The sequence below is a fragment of the Paenibacillus sp. OK076 genome (assembly GCF_900110055.1).
Taxonomy (GTDB): domain Bacteria; phylum Bacillota; class Bacilli; order Paenibacillales; family Paenibacillaceae; genus Paenibacillus.
The window spans coordinates 367,782-388,792 of record NZ_FOCH01000002.1 but is presented as its reverse complement, the minus strand read 5'-3'; the positions used below and the strand labels follow the sequence as shown (position 1 = coordinate 388,792).

The window sequence follows — 21,011 nt, the reverse complement described above, 5'->3', positions numbered from 1 at the left end:
CATGAAACATGACCAGCGTGTGCTCGCGCCCGGCCCATCTTTAACAAACCTTACTCTACCTTGAACACAATGTCGTCGAAGCTTACGCTTTCGTCTTCGGTATCGTCGAATTCTTCATCCATCGCTGTAACCGGCTTCTTTAACAGCGATAAGGTTACGCCACAGATGCTGGTTCCAATGAGCAGCGACAACATAAACAGCCACGGATGCGTGAAAAGAGGGACAACAAACAGCCCGCCATGCGGTACCGGAGCTTCAACACCCCAGATCATAATCAGACCGCCCGCTATCGCTGAGCCGATGACACAGGAAGTCACCACCCGAATCAGATCTCTTGCGGCAATCGGAATGACGCCCTCCGTCACCATACAGATGCCCATGGGAAATGCTGCCTTTAATGATTCCTTTTCTGCCGCCGTATATTTGTTTCTCGTCAGGAAATACGACAGGGTAATGCCGAGTGGTGGAATGATTGAGCCGACAAACTTGACCGCCTCCGGCCCGTAGATGCCCTGGACCAACATGCCATCCGCAAACAGCGACATCGTTTTATTGACAGGTCCTCCAAAATCAAAGGTCGCCATCAGGCCAAGAATGGCCCCCAATACAAATTTGGAACCGCCCTGCATCGATTCAAGCACATGGGTAAGGCTGTCCTGCAGCCAGACAATCGGCTGACCGATGACGAGGAAGATACCCAAACCGGATATGAGTGTAGCCAGAAACGGAATCACAAGCACAGGCATTAATCCCTGCATGGACTTGGGCAGCTTCACATATTTTCGGATGGCAACCACGACGTAACCCACCAGAAAACCTCCCAGCATGCCACCAATAAACCCCGCCTGAATCTGACTGCATATAAAACCAACAATCAATCCCGGAGCAATGCCTGGGCGGTCAGAGATCGAATACGCAATCGCTGCGCAGATTAAAGGTACAACCAGCCCCATGCCCCAACCGCCGATCTGGTTGATCATATACGGAATCGTTCCTTCCGCCTTGCCCACATCCGCCCCGCCCAACACCTGACCCAGCGCAATACACAGACCTGATGCAACGATCAGAGGAATCATATAGGAAATGCCTGTTAACAGATGGCCCTTGATGACTGAACCCGCGTGATTGGATTTTGCGCTCATCGTCCTGCCTCCCTTTTATGAGGATATGCCTAAAGTCTGCTCCACCTTTTCAATAAATTTAATCGGGGCTTTAATGACCGTTTCCGTTTTCACTCGAATGATTCGTTTGCCTTTGAACCGTTCTTCTCCACCAATCTTGATATCTGCGGCCACTATAATCACATCAGCATCTCGAATTTCTTCCCGGCTAAGCTCGTTTTCTGTGCCAATGGTGCCCTGGGTCTCCACTTTAATCTCATGTCCGCGGGCCTTTGCACCTTTGATCAATTTTTCCTTGGCAATATAGGTGTGGGCAATACCTGCAGTGCATGCGGCTACAGCTACAATGTTCATCCGTATCCCTCCAAATGATGATGTCGTGCATTTCTTTTTAATCAACGTCAAAATTACGCTCTGTTCTACGACACACTCTCTCTGCGCGCAAACAGATCCATAATCATGGCCGGATCAGGCTCGTGCAGCAAACGCTCCAACACCTCCTCATCGGCAAGCATCTCTGCAACCTGGACCAGCAGTTTCATGTGGGTTGTATTTCGGTCCACCAGCCGTACGGCAAACATAATAATGACATGCACCGGTTTGCCATCCAGCGTTTCCCATTCAAGCGCATGCGCTGTCCGCCCGATGGCGAGCGAGGTTTTGAGTACAGCGGCTGATTTGCCGTGAGGAATAGCGACATGATTCTCCAGACCCGTCTGGCCTTCTTCCTCTCTTAAATACACGTCCTTGATAAAAGCCTCCTTGGAGGACAGGGCGCCGTCCTTCTCCAGCAAATCTGCCAGCTCCTCAATGGCTTCATCCTTGGTTCGCGCCTGGAGATCCAGCTTGATCAACCGTTCATTGATAATTTTGGTGATATCCATACGTCTCCTCCTTCTGGGTATGCCCGGACTTGCCGGACTGACGGGATTGTAATATCTCTGCAAGCTCCAGAGGTGTGTTCACCCTCATAATCTGGTCATATATCCACTTGCACTTGAACAAGCTGTTTATCTCCATCAACAATTCAATGAATGGTCCGTCGTTAGAGAAAGCGATTACAATTTCAAGTTTGCCTTTTCCCGCTTCGCCCTTCGTTACATTAAAACCGACGACCGGATTGGCGGTCAGCTCACTGCGCAGCAGGAAAATGGACAAATGCTTGTTCAGCCTGGCCTCGGCAAACATTCGGTTATGCAGGTTACCGTCCGCACCTGCGGCTGCGAGTACGGATGCAAACAGCTTCCTACGGGATGTTATCTCTTCTGCCGCCTGCTCTTTTGTATTTGTTTCCATATGGAAACAAGAGGGCTGGAAGTACGCTTCGAGCAGTGAAAACGACGGCATCTTGTTGGGATCGGGAATGACCCTTTCCTCATCAAGCTTGGCCTTGATCAGACTGACATCGGTGTCATTCAGGAGTGCTGACACATACACAATCGGCAGATTCTGATGCTCCAGTTTCACGGTCGATATGATCAGATCGATATCTGCCCAATCCTCCATTTGCTTGAACCAGCTTGCTGAAATGACGTCCACGACCTCCCATTCAGGGAATGAACGATTGATCCGGCTTTTCAGCAAATGGGAGGTGCCTATTCCCGTAGAGCAGACCAGAACGACTTTTTTCTTTTTACTGTTTTTCTCAATGGACGCCTGAAAATAAAGGACCAGGTAACTGATCTCATCATCACTGAACGAGTTTAAACCGGAGGCCTCAGCAATGGGCAGCATTCCCAGGCTAACCAAGGTAAAAATCTCGGCATACTCCCTGCGAATATCCTCCAGCAGAGGATTATGAATGGCGATGTTGTATTTGAGACGGTTCAGCATCGGTTTGAAATGAATGATCAGTCCCTTATACAACTGCTCGTCTGTTGTGAGGTCACGATGAATCATTACGGACACAGTCTGAATCAATTCCCGGACCATCGCTTGGGACTGTGCACACGCCTTGTCCATCAGACCCGACAGCTCCAGGTTCAGGGAAGGCAAGCTCATGCCTGAAGAGATCAGATACTGATAGATAAAATAAATTTCTTCTCCCGGCAGCTCCAGCTCGCATTGCTCACTGATCCTTGCGGCCATATTTTTGGCAATGGCATACACACTGGGATCGGTTACCGGATGCTCAGAAACACCGTCGGCCAGGCGAAGGGCTTTGCCATTCTTCAATCTGCGGATGCAAATCAGCAGGTGAGTCAGCAGGTTGATGTAATATGGATCACCGATGGTGTACCCTAATTGCTGCTCGGTTTCTTCCAGAATGCAATGTATACCTTCTACCGGATCGGAGCCAAAATGCCTGACCAGCTCTCCTAGCGTATTGCCATCGATCCGGGCTTCATGCTCCTCTTCCTGCTTCTGGTCCTCATTGACAAGCTCGTGAATCAGAGAGGCCATCGCTTTGCGGATATCGATCTCTGATCCGATAAGACGGGTCCCAAGCTGACTTTTCTCCAGCCGCAGTTGAAAAGGTGCAATTCGTTTTTCAATCGCCTTGAGATCATTCACAATCGATGCCTTACCAATAAAATATTGATCCGACAGCTTGTTGATGGAGGTTTCCTCAGGTGAATCGTATAGCAGATTCGTCAATATTTTGATTCTCCTGGCCTCGACTGAAAGGCTGGGCACCATCTTTTTTCCAGACATCAACTGCGTGCTTCTCAGCTCCATCGTCTGCTCCTGCGTTAATGCAAGTGCAATCCCCGTTCCCGGCTTTCGTTCAAGGTGAATCCCGCGACGATTCAAGCTGTGCTCCAACGCATTCAGTTCCCTGTAAATCGTTTTTTCAGACCAGTTCATCTGACTGGCCATTTCTTTGACCGGAACGAAATCCCGACGCTCCAACAGAAAATGCAGAATCTGATATTCTCTCGCAGATAGCGCTTTCATTAGGAAATCACTCCTTCCTTACGCCCAAAGCATAACACCCGGCCTTTTTTTGATAAATACTAAAATATGTCCATTTCATTCGGGTCAAATTAATACAGCTCCTGTTCAGCGCTATCGGAACACCTATTGATTTCGGCACAACAAAAAGGCTCCTGATCGGGTGCCCTGCCCAATTAGAAGCCTTTTTAGAAGCCTTTTTAGATGTCTTTTTGTCTCCGTTTTCTATTCACCACTGGCTGCTCATCCTGCACCTGTCCTTCTGGCCCTGTTGCCTCGTTGCTATTGTTGCTCCAATAGAACCCGACGTCGCTAGAGCCTGCATCTGCAAGTTTCACTTCAACCAGCTGGCAAAGAACTCCCGATATCCTTCTTTCATGATCGTGCGCGAAAAAGCACCAAAGGCATACTCCCGGTTGTCTTCCGACACACTGCGCGGCGCAGCAGCAGCCATGTTCACCAGTTCAAACCAGTTATCCTCGTTGCCTGCAAAGGCATGCGTTGATCGAATGTGACCATAGCAGGCATGCTCCGGTTTCACCACCATTTTGCCCATCGCCATCGCTTCGGTCAGCGGCATTGCAAACGTATCAAAGGCAGAACAGCTCCAATACACCTTGGACGAGTTCATCAGGGTAAATACTTCATCCTGTGTCAGCGCGAATTGCAATTTTACATTGTCCGGAATGTTGTATTTCTTCATGCTTTCCTCATAGCGGCGACCGCCGAATACCATATATACTTCCTTGTCCGGGTTCTGCCGGGCGTATTCCAGCACCAGATCCGGGCGACGATTCGCTTCATCCCGACCGATCCAGAGCACGCGATTATGCACAACCTGACTCGGGTCGTAGTGGCGGTTTGCGAGCTCTTCGCTGAAGCCAATCGGGATGACGTTCACGTCATGTACACCAAAATTGCGGCCCAGTTCCGTTTTCAAAAACTCTGTCTGCACAATTGCTTTATCCACCATCGTATAAAATGGCTTCATCATCTCGTACCCCGTCAGCGCCGGGTCGGGAAAGCTGTGCGGGAACAACACACTCTTCGGTAAAAACATCTTCAGGAACGTAAACCCGGATACGGTGTAGATGACATGCTCTATATTTTGGCTATATATCTGGTCCAGTACAATATCATAGTTCACCAGGTCGCCCTTCTCATGCTCATAACCCGGCAACCAGTCATACCCGCTGACATGGCGCTCAGGCGAGATGAACACAATCTCCACGCCCAGCTCCAGCCCGATCTGCTTCAGACGATCTGCAAATACGCGCGGGCCCTGGGCCTCCGTGAATTGAATTTTACGCATTACGAGTCCTACTTTACGCATGTTCTGCACCCCTCATTTCTATTCCCTACAACACTGCTTCATGCACTGTTCCAGCGTCTTTGCCGTCTCGTGCCACTGGTTCCACAGCTGTTCCTCAGGCCATACACAGTCTACACTTCTCAGATCTCCATCAATCAGACGCAGCATCCAGAGCGAGAATACAATGGCATATGCACAGTACCACCTTTTAAAAGAAACCCGGTCAACCTGAACGCTATGCCGCTCCAGCCCGTCCAGATAAACATCGATCATCCGCTCCCGCAGCTCAGACGTAACGGTTCTCGGGAACAGTGGATGTGATAGATCCACCAGATGATACACGTCCCAGAGAGCCGTATTCAGATGCGCATGCTCCCAATCGATAATTACCAGCCTGCCATTCACATTCGCCATGTTGCCGGGATGGAGATCTCCGTGACACAAAACACGAGGTAACTCCTCCTCTGCCGTATGGATTAGCGCGGCGATGTTGTGCCAATCCGATGGTGACAGCGTGATCTCCAGCTTGGACAACAAATCAGCAGTGGATTCCTTCTGCTCAAGCAGATCATCCAGCATGTCTCGGATTGGCGGTTTCTGACCCACCCGGGGCAGTTCACCCCAATCTGTAACAGATAACGTGTGCCACTCCGCCATATGTACAGCAGCAGCCAGCATCGTCTCTTCCCGCGAATCATGCACCAGTTCACCCAGATCCTCATAGATGATCCAGCTCTGTTCCGCGTCAATTTCGCAGTCTGATGCAGCAATTAATTCTGGATATATGGGCGGCAGTACAGACAGCACATGCCTGGACATCCATTGTTCACGTCCATATTGTGCGGGATTGGTCAGTGGTTTGAAAATATAACTTTCCCCGGTATGAACAGTGAAACGCTCCACATATTTACCATTCATTCCTTTGTAGAGCCGTTCCCTGCTTGTTATATATTGTTCATTCAACGTCCCTGCGGGAGTCACCCAGCGATGCGCCTGCACGTCTTCATTCACGCCATTCACCTTCCATTTCGTTCCCCAGGCTTGGAGCTGGTTCTATTCATGCTTGCCTTTGCAGACCTACATCTGCCCATGCTCCGCGCCCGTCTATCCGTTATTATTTCTATCCATCATACGTTGCCGTTCACAAGCCTGCAAGCTTTGAGCGACAGCACTTTTCGTAGCATTAAATAAGAGATTTCAAAATGGCAGTTGCAATTTAGTTAGTAATCACTTACTATACAATCATGAAGAACAAACCTCATGTAGACAGCAAAAAGAAAGACATCCTACAAGCGGCGATGCGCTTGTTTGCAACCAAAGGCGTTGACGGCATTTCCGTCAAAGAGATCGGTGACGCCGCCGGAGTAACGGATGCGGCGATCTACAAACATTTTAAAAACAAAGATGCTGTTGCCCTTGAGGCCTTCACCCAATATTGCGCGGACTATACCGCCTTGATTGACGGGTATGTTCGCCAGGAAGGTCCGGTGCTGGAACGCTTCCGGCAACTGATTACCGAAGTTCTCCACCTGCATGATGAAGATCCCTATGGACTGCTGCTGATTTCACAAAATCATGAGATTTTCATTGAAGCTGGAAGCAGTGAGGATTACCGCCAACCGCTGGATGCGTTGATTGATCTCATCGATCAGGGAATTATGCGAGGTGAACTGCCCGCTCAGGATTCACGGCTCACGGCCGTTCTGGTCATTGGTGCCATTACGCGCATGGCTGTCTCCAGTATGCAAGGTGAACTGCCAGAGCTGCTTGTTCCATACACTGGAGAGACCGTTCACCGACTCGCATCGATGTTGGGACAGGGGGCAACTAATATGGGGCAGAAGCGGGCCGAATAGCTTTGCGAAGGTTGTTCCGGTCTGTCAGGGATCAAGAGATGCATCTAATCGCCCAGTGCTCCAGTGTAAAATCATTCGTTTAAAATAGAAGCTCCGGCTTCAACTAACGTTCAGGAGGTTCCTGAACGATGGCCAGGTCATTCGTGACCTTTTCTTTTTGCACATGAGGTTAGTGTTCATTAACTAAAATAGTCAGGACGTGTCATCATTATGAAGAAAATATTAATTATTCAAGGCAACCCCGTCTCCCCAAGTTACAATGGCGCAATCGCCGAAGCTTATCGTAAAGGCGCTGTGCAGGCAGGTGCCGAGGTTCGCATGATCACCCTGAACGAACTGGAGTTCAACATGAATTTAGAGGGAGGCTATCGTAATAAACTGCCGCTCGAACCGGACTTACTGGAAGCCCAAGAAGCGATTAAATGGGCAGAGCATCTCGTATGGGTGTTTCCGATTTGGTGGGGAGGACCACCAGCTTTGTTCAAAGGATTCATCGACCGCATCTTCATGCCAGGCTATGCCTTCAAGTATCACAAAGGTAAACTTTTCCCGGATCAACTGCTCAAAGGTCGCACCGCACGCATGATAACCACCATGGATGGTCCGAACTGGTACTACAAATGGTTCCAAGGTGAGCCCGCACACAAAATGATGAAGATCTCCACCTTTGCTCTGACAGGCATCAAACCTGTGCGCATAACACCTGTAGATCTCGTGGGCAAACAGTCCGAGGAACAGAGAAAGAAATGGTTGGAGAAGATCGAGCAGCTTGGGCGGAAGATGGGTTAAAAACTTTCTGCAAGAAAGCTACATCCGAAGCATATGTTTATCTCCAGATTTTCACCTTTGTAAAGTAAATCAAAAATTTGGGGATAACCGCAATCGAAAGGTATATTTAATCCGTCGTGGCGAGTGTATTCTTAGTTTTCCAACTTATATATGAAAGCAGAATATTGCCTATTCTAGATACAAAAAAGGGATGTCCTCACGTCATGTTCAAGACGGGACACCCCTTTTAGCATTCATGCTGCTCTGACCAACCGTACACACGCTATTAGCCCTCACTAGGTTCGTTAGCGACTTACACTTAGAGAGACAAAAGAGGCAGGTCAGCGTAATACGCCAAACCCCGCCTCTGGAAAGTCGACTTCGCATCAGTAATGCAATGGAGCAACCATGGTAAGCAACTCCAACGAACAGCCATCTACACCCATACAAGCAACCATTACCCAAACGAAATACGACCCGAAGGATGCTCAGGCAAAATAGCTTTAACCAACTGCTGCACAGCCGGATGATCCGACTGCAGCACTGAATCACCTGCATCTCCGCTATAGACCAGCCTGCCCTGATCCAATACGGCAATGCGGTCACAGATGGTCATGGCAGCCCGAATATCATGCGTGATAAAGAGATACGACAACCCATACGATGCTCTGAGCTCCGCCAATAAGGACAGGATTTGCGTCTGGTGCACCATATCCAGGCTGCTGATTGATTCGTCCAGTACGATTAACTTCGGCTTGAGCGCGATAGCTCGTGCGATGTTGACTCGCTGTAATTGCCCACCGCTGAACTGGTGTGGAAGCTTAATCCCATCCTCAGATGTAAGTCCAACCTGTTCAAGCAGTTGTCCAACCACACGCAGTTGTTCTTTTGCCGACAATTGCTCGTAATTATCCAGCGGCTCACCGATGATCTGCGCGGCAGTCATAAGCGGATTCACAGCCGAATAACAGTCCTGGAACACGACTTGCAGGTCACGTCGTAATCCCTTAAGTACGGGTTTGCTGGCCCGGTATATATCCTGACCTTGAAATAAAACCTGACCCTGGCTGGGCTTTTCCAAACCAAGAATGATTTTGCCCAAGGTACTTTTACCTGCCCCACTTGTACCCAGCAGCCCTAGACAAACACCCTTTTCAATCGTAAGCGAAATGTCTGACAGCACAGGAGGACGTGCCCCCGAACGATCCATCCAGTTGCGTTTGCCATAGCTATGGCTTACTTCACGTACCTGAAGCATCAGGTCATCCTCCTCTCTCGTACTTGGCAGAATCAATCTCCGAAGAAGCCGAAATTACACATTACCCTGTCCATTCCAACCTACGCCTACCACTCAAAATACAATTCATACCCGCTCCATATAAACACTCACTGAACAATTCAATTCATTTGTGATTCGCTATCGTCCTAAAGGCAAACTGGGCCTGGCATTTAACAACATCCGTGTATACTCATGCTGCGGGTCATCGAACAGTTGGTACACATCCGCCTGCTCCACAATTCGACCCTTCTGGATAACCGCGACTTCATCCGCCATTTGCGAGATCACACCCAGATCGTGAGAGATGAGCAAGATGGATGTGCCGTATTCCGTACGTAGCCGATCCAATTCCTGAAGCACCTTCAACTGATTCACGACATCCAGTGCCGTCGTTGGTTCGTCAGCAATTACCAAGGCGGGTCGCAGGCACATCGATATGGCAATCATCACCCGCTGTAACATACCACCACTCAGTTGGAAGGGATATCGCTTCATCAGCTTGGCTGGCTCGGGCAGGTTCATGTCTGCCAAGGCAGTAATAGCCCGCTCTCGGGCCGCTGCTTTCGACATCCCCGTGTGCGTACGCAAGGTTTCAATGAATTGAGATCCGATCGTATATACGGGTGTAAAAGCATTCATCGGATTCTGCATAATAAATCCGATATCCTTGCCCCGGATGCGCCGCATCTCCTCACCTGACAACGAGCCAAGCTCCTGTCCATTTAGACGGATGCTGCCCGACACTTCCATCCTGCGCGGATCAAGCAGATGGAGCAGCGCGTTACACGTAACGGTCTTACCGCTACCACTCTCGCCGACCAGACCGAAGACACGGCCTTTTTCCAATTCGAAATCAAGGGGCTCCAGTAACGGGACTAAACCCTCCGCTGTTCTAAGATTCACTTGCAGACCACGAACTTCGAGCACCTTCGCTGCATCATCCATCGTTACGTTCACCCCTTATATGCCTTCGGTTCCGAACCAACTACCTTTTTGCAATGCCATAACGCTCGGATAACGCTTCTCCCAAGATGTTGAACGTAATGACGACCAGCAGAATCAATGCACCCGGGTAGATCATCAACTCCGGATGACTGCGAATATAACCTGTTCCTTCATGAATCATGGCGCCCCATTCTGCATTCGGGGGTTGAATACCGAGTCCCAGGAAGGACAGTGCAGATATATCCATAATCGCCCAACCCATCTCCAGCGTACCCATCACAACGATCGGACGCTGCACGTTGGGGATGATATGTCTGCGGATAATTGTCCACGAAGAGGAACCGCTAATTCGCGCCGCTGCGATGAAGTTCCGCTCCTTCAGACTAACGACCATATTCCGGCAGATGCGTGCATAATACACCCACTGCACCATCATGAGGGCTAGAAGCACCTGCATTAGACCTGGACCAAAGATCCCCACAATGCCCAGAACCAGCACCAGATTCGGAAACGCCATAATGCCTTCACACAAGCGCATCAGCAGACTGTCCACCCAGCCACCAAGGTAACCGGAGATTGAGCCTACAATGACACCTATAAGCAAAGAAGACAGAAAGATCAGGGTCGCAAAACCGAGCGATACCCGCGCTCCATACATCAGCCTGGTGAGATTGTCGCGTCCCAGATGATCTGTTCCCAGCCAATGCTCAAGCGATGGACTCGCCAGCTTCTGTAACAGATTCACCTTCACAGGGTCATGAGGAGCAATCCATGGGGCTAATAACGCCATCACGAAAAAAAGCAATATGATCACCGAGCATATCTGGATGGCTCTCTGTCCTTTAAATACCGCACGCCATTTATTTATCAATGTTCGGCCCGTCCTTTCGCTGAAATCCGTGGGTCCATCACAAACTGCACCAGATCAACGAGCAGATTGCAACCGATGAACAGGCATGCTGCCAGAAAGACATAACATTGTATTACGGGGATATCCCGGTTAAATATCGCATCGACAAAATAACGCCCAAACCCCGGCCAGGAAAATACCTGCTCCACAATAATGGTGCCCGTGAGCAGCTTGCCCATACTCATCCCCATCCCCGTAATGAGGGGCGATATGGCGATTTTCAGGACATGTTTCAGCATGATGACTCGTTCGCGAATCCCGCGTGTTCTCGCGTACTGTACATAGGTCTCCTGCAATTGCTCCAGTACACTGGAACGCAACAATCGGGTGTAGATCGCAATAAGAATCAAGGAGAGTGTAATCGTAGGCAGAACCAGATTCTCCCACGATCCACGCCCCTCCACAGGCAGCCAGTCCAATTTCACCGAGAAAAAGAAGATCAGCAGATAACCGAGCCAGAATTGCGGAATAGATGCTCCAAAATAGGAAATGGCCCGGCTGACCATGTCAATCCAGCTATTCTTGTACACTGCGGCCAGTATTCCCAAAGGGATGCTCACCAGAGCCGATAACAACATACTCCAGAAGGCCAGTTCAGCCGTAGCCGGAAGCCTTAATTTCACTTCATCCCATACGGGTTTGTTGGTGAGATAGGAGGTGCCGAAGTCGAGCTTGGCAATCTTCTGAAGCGTATGCGCATATTGGGTTAACAAGGGCTGATCCAGTCCGAATTCATGCCGCTTTTGCGCAAGCAGCTCCGGTGTTGGATAGATATGAGCTGCTGTCAGATAAGCCTCGGCCGGATCAACTGGTGAGATATGAATAAGCGCAAAGGTAACAAGTGTAGCGATAAAAACGATAGGAATGATCGCGATCATTCGTTTACCAATATAACCGATCACCAAACGTTCCTCCCCTTTATCAAGCTACATGACCTTACCAAGGCCTTACCACTTCCAAAATTAAAGTAATTGCTACTTCTTATTGATTGCCTAATTCAATGCCCACAAACGGATTTTCATCACGGTTCGCCGGGAAAATAAAGTTGGAGATTTTCTTCTGATATACAGCTGTTTTCTTAATATAAGAGATTGGTACGATCGCCGATTGCTCCTGAAGTGTTTTCAGGATAGAGCCATATAACTCCTGGCGTTTCGTCTCGTCTGTAGATGACAGTGCTGCATGCACCTGCTCGTCCAGTTCCTTTTTCATCGGCAGCGCACTCAGGGTCTCGGAAATCCCGAATCCAGGGCTCGCTACAACGTTAATGAAGGAATGTGGATCATACGGAGCACCATAGTTGTACCAGAAATACAGGTCGAAATCATTAGCTTTCAAACGTTTGATCTGTACCGTAAGTTCCAGTCCAGTGAGGTTTACTTTAACCCCCAGCTCGCTCCACTCAGCCTGAATGGTCTCAGCCATCGCTTTCTGAATCGGGTCCGTTTTGTCAAAAATCATCTCGAAATCAAGCTGCTGACCGTCTTTCTCACGAACCGTACCACCAGCCGGCAGCTTCCAGCCCGCTTCATCCAGTAAATCTTTGGATTTCTCCACATCATACGTGATCGGTTCCAGGTTTACATTAGTGTACGGGTAGTTTTTGGATAATACCGTATCGGCTGGTTCTTCCAAACCGGAAGTGACGCCTTCAACCATCGCTTGTTTGTTAAACCCTTGCTGGAGCGCCATCCGCACTCTGACATCGGACAGCTTTGGATTGGAAGAGTTCAGCAGCAAGCTGCGAGTACCCACCGGATCAGACAATTGGGTCACATATTTATCATTGTCACGCAGCTCCTGGAACGCATCCAGACTGATCATACCTTCACCATAGATCAGGTCGAGATCGCCTTTTTCAAAAGCAAGTACACGGGTTTCACCGTCAGGAATGATTTTGACCGTAATCTGGTCTACCTTCGGTGCTGTCCCCCAATAATTCGGGTTACGTTTGAAAACAGCATATTCGTCCTGCTTGTAATCAGCCAGCATCCACGGGCCCGTTCCAACCGGCTCTTTGATGCCTTGGGATGTATCTCCATCATCCGGGAATCCAGCTTCACCCAGGAAGCGGAAAGGACGAACCACCGACAAGTCCTGAAGAACAGGATAATATGGCTCTGTGAGTGTCAGTCGGAAAGTCTGGTCATCCACAACCTCCGTCTTGTCGAGCACGCCTACAATGCCCAGCCAGCTATGTGTGTCTTTATTTTTCATCACAGCATCAAAATTCTTTTTCACGATCTCAGCATTAAATGGCGTACCATCTGAAAATTTCACACCTTGGCGAAGCTTGAATGTATATACCTTGCCGTCATCGGAGATGGTCCATGATTCTGCCAGCGCAGGTTCCAGTTTTCCGTCCTTCTGGTAACTGATTAGCGGCTCATAGAGCATGGATTGGGCAAATAATTGCGAAGGATTGTACGTGTGCGGATTCATTGTACCGATATCACGTGGCCATGACATCGTAATCGACTTCGTAGACGTTTGATCCGAAGCAGCAGATGAGGATTCATCTCCACTTCCTGTATTGCTGCAGCCCACGATAACGAATAGCAACAAGAGCATCGTTGCCAGCGTGAGGGCCGAAGATTTGCGATGTTGTACAGACATGGATGTAGAACCCCTTTTCTCTATTTCATGATAATGATTATCATATTCATCCATTAAGAATAGGCAGGAGTCCTTCTTTTGTCAACAAAATTCGATATTGTATATGTGGTTTATTAAAACAGCCAAAAAACCCTTCCTGCAGGCGGGAGGACGGGCTTCTTGACCTGATTGAGATTCATATTCAGATATGTCTCCTGACTTGCGTTTAAACTTCTACTTAAATGCACTCATAGAACTGGCAAATCACCTGCTCAGCAGGTTTACCGTCAACTTTGTATCCGTCCCTGCAATGAACATCTCAAAATCTCCCCTTCCACACATCCAGTCAAATGTAAATTCCTTAATGCTCGATATGCATTACAGCTTGCCTTCCTCACGGTCTCCTGCAATGACTTCGTCGGTCTCAATGACGTAGTTCACGATCTCTTCGACAGTGGTATAAGCTACTCCAACGTATGTGTCGGCTGCACCATAATAGATGGCAATCCGTCCGGTCTCTGCATCATGCAATGTGGCGCACGGGAAGACGACATTGTCTACAAACCCTTGCTCCTCGTACCACTTTTCCGGTGTCAGTACAAAGTTGGAGGAACGATATTTTACTTTCGATGGCTCCTCCAGATCCAGAATGACCACACCCATGCTGTAGACAAAACCATTACAAGTCCCGGTTACGCCGTGGTAGAACATCAGCCAGCCTTCGGACGTTTCGATCGGTGCCGGACCGCCGCCAATTTTGACCGACTGCCACCAGCCCTGACCGCCTTTGCTCATGACATGACGGTGCTTGCCCCAGTACACGAGATCCGGACTTTCGCTCAGAAAAATATCCCCGAACGGCGTATGTCCACTGTCGCTTGGTCTGGACAACATCACATAGTTATCATTCATTTTGCGCGGGAACAACACGCCATTACGGTTAAACGGCAGCATCGGGTTTTCGAGACGGACAAACGTTTTGAAATCCTCGGTCTTGGCCAGACCCAGCGCAGCACCGTAGAAATCGGTACACCAGATGATGTAATACGTATCTTCCACTTTCACCAGACGTGGGTCGTATGCATAGTTCGGCATGAAGGGATCGCCCTTCTCATCCACAAAAGTAATACGTTCCTCTTCAATTTTCCACTCCAGACCATCCTCACTCGATCCCATGTGCAGGTGTGGGCGGCCATTGATCGTTTCTGCGCGGAATACTCCGATGAATTTCCCTTCATAAGGAATCACTGCACTGTTGAAAATACGGGCAACTCCTTTGATCGGGTTACGCGGCACAATCGGGTTGGCGGAGTGTCTCCATACTGGACCTTCCGTTCCCTCCGGTTTATCCTCCCAAGGCATATTCGGCAATGCATCTCCAACAATGTGTACGTTTTTCGTACCAACAACTGTCATCGTTTCATTTCTCCCTTCGTTTTTTATTTAACAGAGCCTTGTGCGAAGCCGTTGTAGATGTACTTCTGTAGCAGCAGGAAGATGATCATCGTTGGAATGATGGCGATCATGATGCCTGCGCTGATAACTTCCCACTGTGATCCGAATGGCCCCTTGAATTTGAACAAGGCCGTAGATATGACCTGCAAGTCCGTCTTGGGCATGTACAGGAATGGTGTGTAAAAATCGTTGTAGATGTTGACGCCCTTCACGATAATGACCGTTACAATCGCCGGTTTCAGGAGGGGCAGAATGATTCTCCAATAGATCGTGAAGTAGGAAGCACCGTCCAGCATGGCGGATTCATCCAATGCATTCGAGATGGAACCCAGGAATTGCAGGAAGATATATACCGCGATGATATCTGTACCTAGGTACATCACAATGGCTGCCCAGCGAGTATTGAACAGGTCGAGCGCATTGATGATCTGAAATGTAGCGACCTGCGTTGTCACACTCGGGATGAGGGTAGCGAGCAGAAACGCGGCGACCATGATTTTCTTGCCTTTGAATTTGAACCGGTCCAGCACATACGCGATCATGGAACCCGTTAAAGTGGCACCTACGATGGAGATGATCAGGATGATAATCGTATTTTTAAAACCGACCAGCATGTTGCCGTCCACAAAAGCCTTGGTATAGTTTGCAAAGTTCAGCCAATTGGCTGGTGGGGCGAGCGGACTGCTGGTCGCATACTCTGCATTGGTTTTAAGCGATGCAAACAGCACCACAACAATGGGTACAAGCGCAATGAACGCTGCGAGAATGAGTGAAGCATATTTAAATATGCTCGCTAGGGTGTATTTGAATGATTGCACGTTCATTCCTCCCCTTTCATGGTGAAACGCTGAACCAACGTAACAAGAATGACGATAAAGAGCAGCACAACAGCCATCGCTGACGCCAAGCCCAGCTTGCCGTATTTGAATGCGAGGTGAACCGTCTGGATGACAAATGTCTCACTACCGTTGGAACCATCGGTCATAATATATGGAATATCGAACGCACTGATTGCGCCGCTAATCGCCAAAATCAGGTTGAGCTGCAGGATGCGCGTAATGCTCGGCAGGATGATATGGCGGAACTGCTGCCAGCGATTGGCCCCGTCAATATCTGACGCTTCATAGACATCTTTTTGGATGGAAGAGATCGCACTCAGGAAGATGATGAAGTTAAAGCCCATGTATCTCCATACCGATGCGCCTGCGAGCGACACGTTAATAATATTCGGATTCCCAAGCCAGAGCTGAGTGTATTGTCCAAGCCCTACGGCCTGCATGAGTGTATCGAGGGTACCATCTGGTTTGAAGAAAAAGAGGAAGATAAATCCGATGGCTACGCCATTCAGCAGATAGGGGAAGAACAATATGCCTTTGAAAAAGTTTTTGCCGCGGATTTTGAAGCTCAGAATCGTTGCAAAGTAGAGGGCCAAACCCATTTGTACGAATGTGGCTACAAAATAATACAAACTGACAATAAACACTTTAAAATACTCAGGGTCACTGAATATCCGCGTGTAGTTTTCAAATCCGACATAGTCAAACCTTTTGCTGTATCCGTTCCAATCGGTGAAGCTGTATTTGAACATGTTAATGACAGGCAAATAAGCAAACGTGAACAGCAGTGCCAGTGGAATGATCGAGAAGGCACAGATGATAAATATGCGTTGCGCTGAGTAGCCCCAGTTCGAAATCTTCAAGTATTTCATGCTCTCCACACCTCCAAGCGGTTCTGCCGCTTTTATATCGAAAGACTCCAGTCCAAATCACAAATGATGTTAAATAATCAACCACCAAAGGTGGCATTTTACATCTGATTTTTCCTGCATCCAGATGCAAAATACCGTACCAAAAGAGAAATTCTCTCCCCTCAGCCAGGGCGTTCTGCCTGGCATCATTTCAGCGGTGGTCGGACACTGGTAGCACCTTTACAGATCGATGTATACCCATAATCTGCTTATTTCGTCAGTTCTGTCCGTGCTTTAACCCATTTGTCATTCAGATCCTTCATAATGTCGTCGTACGATTCGCTGCGATTACCGATGGCAGCTTCGATAATGCGTTTCTTGAAGTCAGGCTGCCAGAGGCCGATCTCGCCTTCGTTGTCGATTTTGTCAACCAGACCTTCCTGTCCTTCTTTGGCAGGAGTCAGCGTGGAGAATGTAACGTCTTTGTATTGATCCAAAATCGGTGGCAATTCCGCATTTTTGTCTGCGCTCATGCCCCCGCCTTGCTCAACCGCGTAATTCGATTTCGCCAGGAACCAATCAATCCAGGCTTTCGCAGCAGGTTTGTTCTCGCTGTTCACGTTCATGCCGATGTTATAGTCTGCTGCGAGCGGAACGACTACATCACTTGCATTCGTAGGGAATGGCAAGAATCCGATGTTGTCTGGTGTATCCGTCAAGCCTTGAATTTGGGTAATCGCCCATGATCCAAGTGCCATCGTTGCAATTTTCCCATTCGCCAGATCAGCCTTGGAGCTTTCCCAGTCGGTTGTAGTTGGATCTTTCTCAATCAGGCCATTCTTGGCTGCATCATAAAGCACTTTGTACAATTCATAGTGCGGCTTGCCAGCCACAAAGTTTTCATCCGTGTTCGGTTGGTCAATGTTTACGTAATCCACACTGCCTGCAACCGTCGGCAGATCAGCTTCCCATTGTGTCAAAGCCCAGCCGGATGCATAGTTGGTATACAGTGGAATCGCGGCTGTATTGTCTTTCACCAGTTGGAGTGCAGCCTGGAATTGCTCAGGTGTTTTGGGAACTTCCGCAATGCCAGCATCCTTGAACACCTGCTTGTTATACATGATGCCGGAGAACGTGATAACGGTTGGAATACCATAGACTTGGCCGTCAACCATACGCTCTTCAATGGCTGTGTACTTATCTTTCAACTCATCGTACGTGCCCAACGGTTCAAAAAAGTCCGGAATGTCCGCAATCGGTACGCTGGTGGGGATCATCAGCACGTCACCATAATCTTTGGTACTCATACGAATCTTCACTTGTCCCTCATAATCGGCCAGTGCCTGGAAGTTTACTTTGACATCCGGGTATTCCTTATTGAACTCCGCAGCATAGTCTTTGAATACGGTATCCACAATATCGGTACGCTGTGTAAGGACGGTGATTTCTCCCTTGATATCCGCAGGATCTGTGCTAATTTCCTCTCCTGCCTGTGAGGAACCACCTCCAGAAGAGCATGCTGCGAGCAGAGAAGTGATGAGCAGCATGGTGAGCAGCAACATCCAACCTTTGTTTTTATTCAATTGATCCGACCCCTTTCTTAAGTTAATTTAAGTTATCGTTAAGGTTACAAAATGAATTTTATTATGGTAACGCTTACCTGTCAATTAAATTATTTATTACTTAACAACAAGTTTTTATCCCCAGACGCGTTGACAATGCTTTTTCCCGACACTAGTATTATAAAATAAGGTTAACGTTAACTTAATTAAACTTTATCCCTGTACTTTGAAGGAGCGCTCACTTATGACTCACATCAATGACATCAGAACTGAAATAAAAGAACACTGGGAAGGTCATATTCTACCATTCTGGTCTGCCCTCAAAGATCATAACTACGGCGGATTCTACGGTTGGGTTGGCAGTGACCTTCAGGTCGATCCACTCGCTCCCAAAGGTGGAATCGCCACGGCACGACAATTATGGTCCTTTGCAGCTGCCTACCGGGTAACCGGAAATGAAATCTGGCGTGATCACGCTGAACATGCTTACCGTTTCCTTGTGGATCATGTGATGGATACGGAATATGGCGGCATGTACTGGATGGTCCACGCCAATGGAGAACCAATGGACACAAGCAAACATGTGTATACGCAATCCTTCGGCGTCTACTCATTGAGTGAGTACTATCGTGCCACCGGGGATGCATCTGCTTTGGAACTTGCGAAAACGCTTTTTGCTCTCATTGAGGATCAAGGGCTGAATGCCGAACTACCTGCATATAAGGAACAATTTGACCGCTTTTGGAATAAACAGCCCAATGAAATGCTGAGCGAGAATGGTGTGATTGCAGATTACACGATGAATACGCATATTCACGTGTTGGAGGCCTACACCACACTCTACCGAGTGTGGCCAGATCCGCAGGTGAAGACGGCGCTGGAACGCCTGCTCGGCATCTTATATGAACGGGTGTATGACAAGGACACGACGTTTCTCGGGGTATTTTTCAACGAGGACTGGCAATCCATCATTGATCTGCGTTCATTCGGCCATGACATTGAAGCCAGCTGGCTGATTGACGAAACGTTAAAAGTGCTGGGCTTGGACCAACACCCGGAGTATTCCGCGATGGTTACGGATATTGCCTATAACATTTCCAATGTGGCTGTACAGGACGATGGCTCCCTAATGAATGAACAAGAGGGCGATCATGTGGATGAGAAGCGGATATGGTGGGTTCAGGCCGAGGCAATGGTCGGATTCTATAATGCCTATGAACGTACAGGTGACCCTTTGTTTTTGGAGAGAGTGGAACGCTTGTGGACCTATACGAAGGTACATATTGTCGATCACCGTGCTGGCGGCGAATGGTACTGGTCGGTAGACGGGGACGGCACGCCGGATCAAAGCGAAATCGCCGGACCTTGGAAATGCCCGTATCACAACAGCAGGTTTTGTATTGAACTAATGGAGAGGATGGGATAGTGATGATACACCCCAAATACAATGAATTGTTGGAGCAACAGGAACAGCTGCTTACACGCCAAAATGAAATTGATCCTTCCTTCTACAACGGCGTATATGATCGGTACCGTTATCCGGTAATCACGCGCCATCATGTACCGCTGCACTGGAGATTTGATCTGGACGAAACGACGAACCCCCATTTCATGGAGCGTCTGGGCATTAACGCTACACTGAACCCGGGTGCCATCTATTTCAATGGCAAATATGTGATGGTCATCCGTACCGAAGGATTGGACCGTAAATCCTTCTTCGCTCTAGCTGAAAGTGATAACGGCATCGACGGATTTCGCTTCACAGGCAAACCATTAGTGTGGGAAGATATCGATGCTGACGAAACGAACCAGTATGATATGCGATTGGTCCAGCATGAAGATGGCTGGATTTATGGCATCTACTGCTCGGAGCGCAAAGACCCGGAAGCTCAGGCATTTGATACATCCAGTGCCATAGCCCAGGCTGGGCTTGTGCGGACACGTGATCTGGTCAGCTGGGAGCGTCTACCCAACATCAAGACCAACTCCCCTCAACAGCGAAATGTTGTACTGCACCCCGAATTTGTAAAGGGTAGATATGCCTTCTACACCCGTCCACAAGACGGATTCATCTCCACAGGCAGCGGTGGCGGGATTGCCTTTGGTCTGTGCGATGATATCCTGAATCCAGTGATTGAGGAAGAGACAATCATCGATGAACGGAAATACCATACTGTATACGAAGTGAAAAATGGCCAGGGCCCTGCTCCGCTCAAAACGGATCGCGGCTGGATTCACATTGCCCACGGGGTTCGCAGCACGGCAGCGGGCCTTCGTTATGTGCTGTACACGTTCGCTACGGATCTGAATGATCCGGCACGCATCATCGCCAAGCCGGGTGGACACTTCATTGCTCCTTATGACGACGAGCGTGTGGGCGATGTGTCCAATGTTATCTTTTGCAACGGTGCAGTGGTCAACGAACAGGGTGAGGTTTTCATTTATTATGCATCTAGCGATACGCGCTGTCATGTGGCAGCCACAACGCTTGATCAATTGATTGATTACACCTTCAATACCCCGGCCGATCCGTATCGTTCCCTGGATTGCGCCAGCCAGCGCGGTGACCTGATTGAGCGGAATGAGAAGCTTCTCCAAAAGCAATTGGTATAAACCGACGATCAGC

19 protein-coding genes are annotated in these 21,011 nt (G+C 48.8%); 4 read left to right on the top strand and 15 right to left on the bottom strand.

Translation table 11 applies throughout. From position 1 onward, the window contains the following. Positions 1 to 50 precede the first annotated feature (50 nt). The 6 genes from BMY78_RS20565 to BMY78_RS20540 all read right to left on the bottom strand — a co-directional run bounded on the left by BMY78_RS20565 (position 51) and on the right by BMY78_RS20540 (position 6,339). Positions 51 to 1,142, bottom strand: a complete 1,092-nt coding sequence (locus tag BMY78_RS20565) for a PTS fructose transporter subunit IIC (protein WP_090903177.1) — start codon at positions 1,140 to 1,142, stop codon at positions 51 to 53. Positions 1,143 to 1,157: 15 nt separating this feature from the next. Then, positions 1,158 to 1,475: a PTS fructose transporter subunit IIB gene (locus tag BMY78_RS20560; protein ID WP_090903173.1), complete on the bottom strand. Its 318-nt coding sequence runs from the start codon at positions 1,473 to 1,475 to the stop codon at positions 1,158 to 1,160. A gap of 65 nt (positions 1,476 to 1,540) precedes the next feature. Continuing rightward, positions 1,541 to 2,005, bottom strand: a complete 465-nt coding sequence (locus tag BMY78_RS20555) for a PTS sugar transporter subunit IIA (RefSeq protein ID WP_090903171.1) — start codon at positions 2,003 to 2,005, stop codon at positions 1,541 to 1,543. Next, positions 1,980 to 4,019 carry a BglG family transcription antiterminator gene (locus tag BMY78_RS20550; protein ID WP_090903169.1) on the bottom strand — a complete coding sequence of 680 codons (2,040 nt, stop codon included), beginning with the start codon at positions 4,017 to 4,019 and terminating at the stop codon, positions 1,980 to 1,982. Before BMY78_RS20550 ends, BMY78_RS20555 begins: the two co-directional genes overlap by 26 nt. A 331-nt stretch (positions 4,020 to 4,350) precedes the next feature. After that, complete coding sequence (locus tag BMY78_RS20545; protein WP_090903167.1) at positions 4,351 to 5,349, bottom strand: glycosyltransferase; 999 nt, start codon at positions 5,347 to 5,349, stop codon at positions 4,351 to 4,353. Positions 5,350 to 5,367: 18 nt separating this feature from the next. Continuing rightward, entirely contained in the window at positions 5,368 to 6,339 is a 972-nt protein-coding gene (locus BMY78_RS20540; RefSeq protein ID WP_218152284.1) for a phosphotransferase family protein, read from the bottom strand. Positions 6,340 to 6,572: 233 nt separating this feature from the next. On the opposite strand from BMY78_RS20540, the gene BMY78_RS20530 reads away from it, so the two are divergent. Both BMY78_RS20530 and BMY78_RS20525 read left to right on the top strand, forming a co-directional pair. Continuing rightward, on the top strand, positions 6,573 to 7,184 hold the full coding sequence (locus tag BMY78_RS20530; RefSeq protein ID WP_090903163.1) for a TetR/AcrR family transcriptional regulator: 612 nt from the start codon (positions 6,573 to 6,575) through the stop codon (positions 7,182 to 7,184). 207 nt (positions 7,185 to 7,391) lie between these two features. Next, positions 7,392 to 7,973 carry an NAD(P)H-dependent oxidoreductase gene (locus BMY78_RS20525; protein WP_090903161.1) on the top strand — a complete coding sequence of 194 codons (582 nt, stop codon included), beginning with the start codon at positions 7,392 to 7,394 and terminating at the stop codon, positions 7,971 to 7,973. 436 nt (positions 7,974 to 8,409) lie between these two features. On the opposite strand, the gene nikE is transcribed toward BMY78_RS20525, so the two are convergent. From nikE to BMY78_RS20480, 9 genes are all read right to left on the bottom strand, one after another. Further along, complete coding sequence (gene nikE, locus BMY78_RS20520) at positions 8,410 to 9,210, bottom strand: nickel import ATP-binding protein NikE (protein ID WP_090903159.1); 801 nt, start codon at positions 9,208 to 9,210, stop codon at positions 8,410 to 8,412. Positions 9,211 to 9,369: 159 nt separating this feature from the next. Next, the gene (locus BMY78_RS20515; RefSeq protein ID WP_090903157.1) at positions 9,370 to 10,176 is read right to left on the bottom strand and encodes an ABC transporter ATP-binding protein; all 807 of its coding nucleotides are present in this window, start codon (positions 10,174 to 10,176) and stop codon (positions 9,370 to 9,372) included. 40 nt (positions 10,177 to 10,216) lie between these two features. Beyond that, a complete protein-coding gene (gene nikC / locus BMY78_RS20510) occupies positions 10,217 to 11,047 on the bottom strand; it encodes a nickel ABC transporter permease subunit NikC (RefSeq protein ID WP_090903155.1) in 831 nt (276 codons plus the stop codon). Continuing rightward, positions 11,044 to 11,988, bottom strand: coding sequence for a nickel ABC transporter permease subunit NikB (gene nikB / locus BMY78_RS20505; protein ID WP_090903153.1), 945 nt, complete (start codon positions 11,986 to 11,988; stop codon positions 11,044 to 11,046). The genes nikC and nikB overlap by 4 nt, the downstream gene beginning before the upstream one ends. 79 nt (positions 11,989 to 12,067) lie before the next feature. Further along, positions 12,068 to 13,702: a nickel ABC transporter substrate-binding protein gene (gene nikA, locus BMY78_RS20500; protein ID WP_090903151.1), complete on the bottom strand. Its 1,635-nt coding sequence runs from the start codon at positions 13,700 to 13,702 to the stop codon at positions 12,068 to 12,070. Positions 13,703 to 14,059: 357 nt separating this feature from the next. Further along, positions 14,060 to 15,097, bottom strand: coding sequence for a glycoside hydrolase family 130 protein (locus tag BMY78_RS20495; RefSeq protein ID WP_090903149.1), 1,038 nt, complete (start codon positions 15,095 to 15,097; stop codon positions 14,060 to 14,062). A gap of 23 nt (positions 15,098 to 15,120) precedes the next feature. Beyond that, entirely contained in the window at positions 15,121 to 15,960 is an 840-nt protein-coding gene (locus BMY78_RS20490; protein WP_076287377.1) for a carbohydrate ABC transporter permease, read from the bottom strand. After that, positions 15,957 to 16,844 carry a carbohydrate ABC transporter permease gene (locus tag BMY78_RS20485; RefSeq protein ID WP_090903147.1) on the bottom strand — a complete coding sequence of 296 codons (888 nt, stop codon included), beginning with the start codon at positions 16,842 to 16,844 and terminating at the stop codon, positions 15,957 to 15,959. Before BMY78_RS20485 ends, BMY78_RS20490 begins: the two co-directional genes overlap by 4 nt. A gap of 248 nt (positions 16,845 to 17,092) precedes the next feature. Continuing rightward, positions 17,093 to 18,406, bottom strand: coding sequence for an ABC transporter substrate-binding protein (locus tag BMY78_RS20480; RefSeq protein ID WP_090903145.1), 1,314 nt, complete (start codon positions 18,404 to 18,406; stop codon positions 17,093 to 17,095). Positions 18,407 to 18,638: 232 nt separating this feature from the next. On the opposite strand from BMY78_RS20480, the gene BMY78_RS20475 reads away from it, so the two are divergent. Then, positions 18,639 to 19,811 (top strand): AGE family epimerase/isomerase, encoded by a 1,173-nt coding sequence (locus BMY78_RS20475; protein WP_371129183.1) that lies wholly within the window; start codon positions 18,639 to 18,641, stop codon positions 19,809 to 19,811. A 2-nt stretch (positions 19,812 to 19,813) separates the two neighbouring features. Further along, on the top strand, positions 19,814 to 20,998 hold the full coding sequence (locus tag BMY78_RS20470) for a glycoside hydrolase family 130 protein (protein WP_090903142.1): 1,185 nt from the start codon (positions 19,814 to 19,816) through the stop codon (positions 20,996 to 20,998). The last annotated feature ends 13 nt before the right edge of the window (positions 20,999 to 21,011 follow it).

Coding starts and splice junctions, on each gene's coding strand:
- BMY78_RS20495 (WP_090903149.1), bottom strand. CDS start 15,097: ATGACAGTTGTTGGTACGAAAAACGTACACATTGTTGGAGATGCATTG.
- BMY78_RS20485 (WP_090903147.1), bottom strand. CDS start 16,844: ATGAAATACTTGAAGATTTCGAACTGGGGCTACTCAGCGCAACGCATA.
- BMY78_RS20565 (WP_090903177.1), bottom strand. CDS start 1,142: ATGAGCGCAAAATCCAATCACGCGGGTTCAGTCATCAAGGGCCATCTG.
- BMY78_RS20530 (WP_090903163.1), top strand. CDS start 6,573: ATGAAGAACAAACCTCATGTAGACAGCAAAAAGAAAGACATCCTACAA.
- nikA (WP_090903151.1), bottom strand. CDS start 13,702: ATGTCTGTACAACATCGCAAATCTTCGGCCCTCACGCTGGCAACGATG.
- BMY78_RS20470 (WP_090903142.1), top strand. CDS start 19,814: ATGATACACCCCAAATACAATGAATTGTTGGAGCAACAGGAACAGCTG.
- BMY78_RS20545 (WP_090903167.1), bottom strand. CDS start 5,349: ATGCGTAAAGTAGGACTCGTAATGCGTAAAATTCAATTCACGGAGGCC.
- BMY78_RS20555 (WP_090903171.1), bottom strand. CDS start 2,005: ATGGATATCACCAAAATTATCAATGAACGGTTGATCAAGCTGGATCTC.
- BMY78_RS20550 (WP_090903169.1), bottom strand. CDS start 4,019: ATGAAAGCGCTATCTGCGAGAGAATATCAGATTCTGCATTTTCTGTTG.
- BMY78_RS20560 (WP_090903173.1), bottom strand. CDS start 1,475: ATGAACATTGTAGCTGTAGCCGCATGCACTGCAGGTATTGCCCACACC.
- nikE (WP_090903159.1), bottom strand. CDS start 9,210: ATGCTTCAGGTACGTGAAGTAAGCCATAGCTATGGCAAACGCAACTGG.
- BMY78_RS20515 (WP_090903157.1), bottom strand. CDS start 10,176: ATGGATGATGCAGCGAAGGTGCTCGAAGTTCGTGGTCTGCAAGTGAAT.
- BMY78_RS20490 (WP_076287377.1), bottom strand. CDS start 15,960: ATGAACGTGCAATCATTCAAATACACCCTAGCGAGCATATTTAAATAT.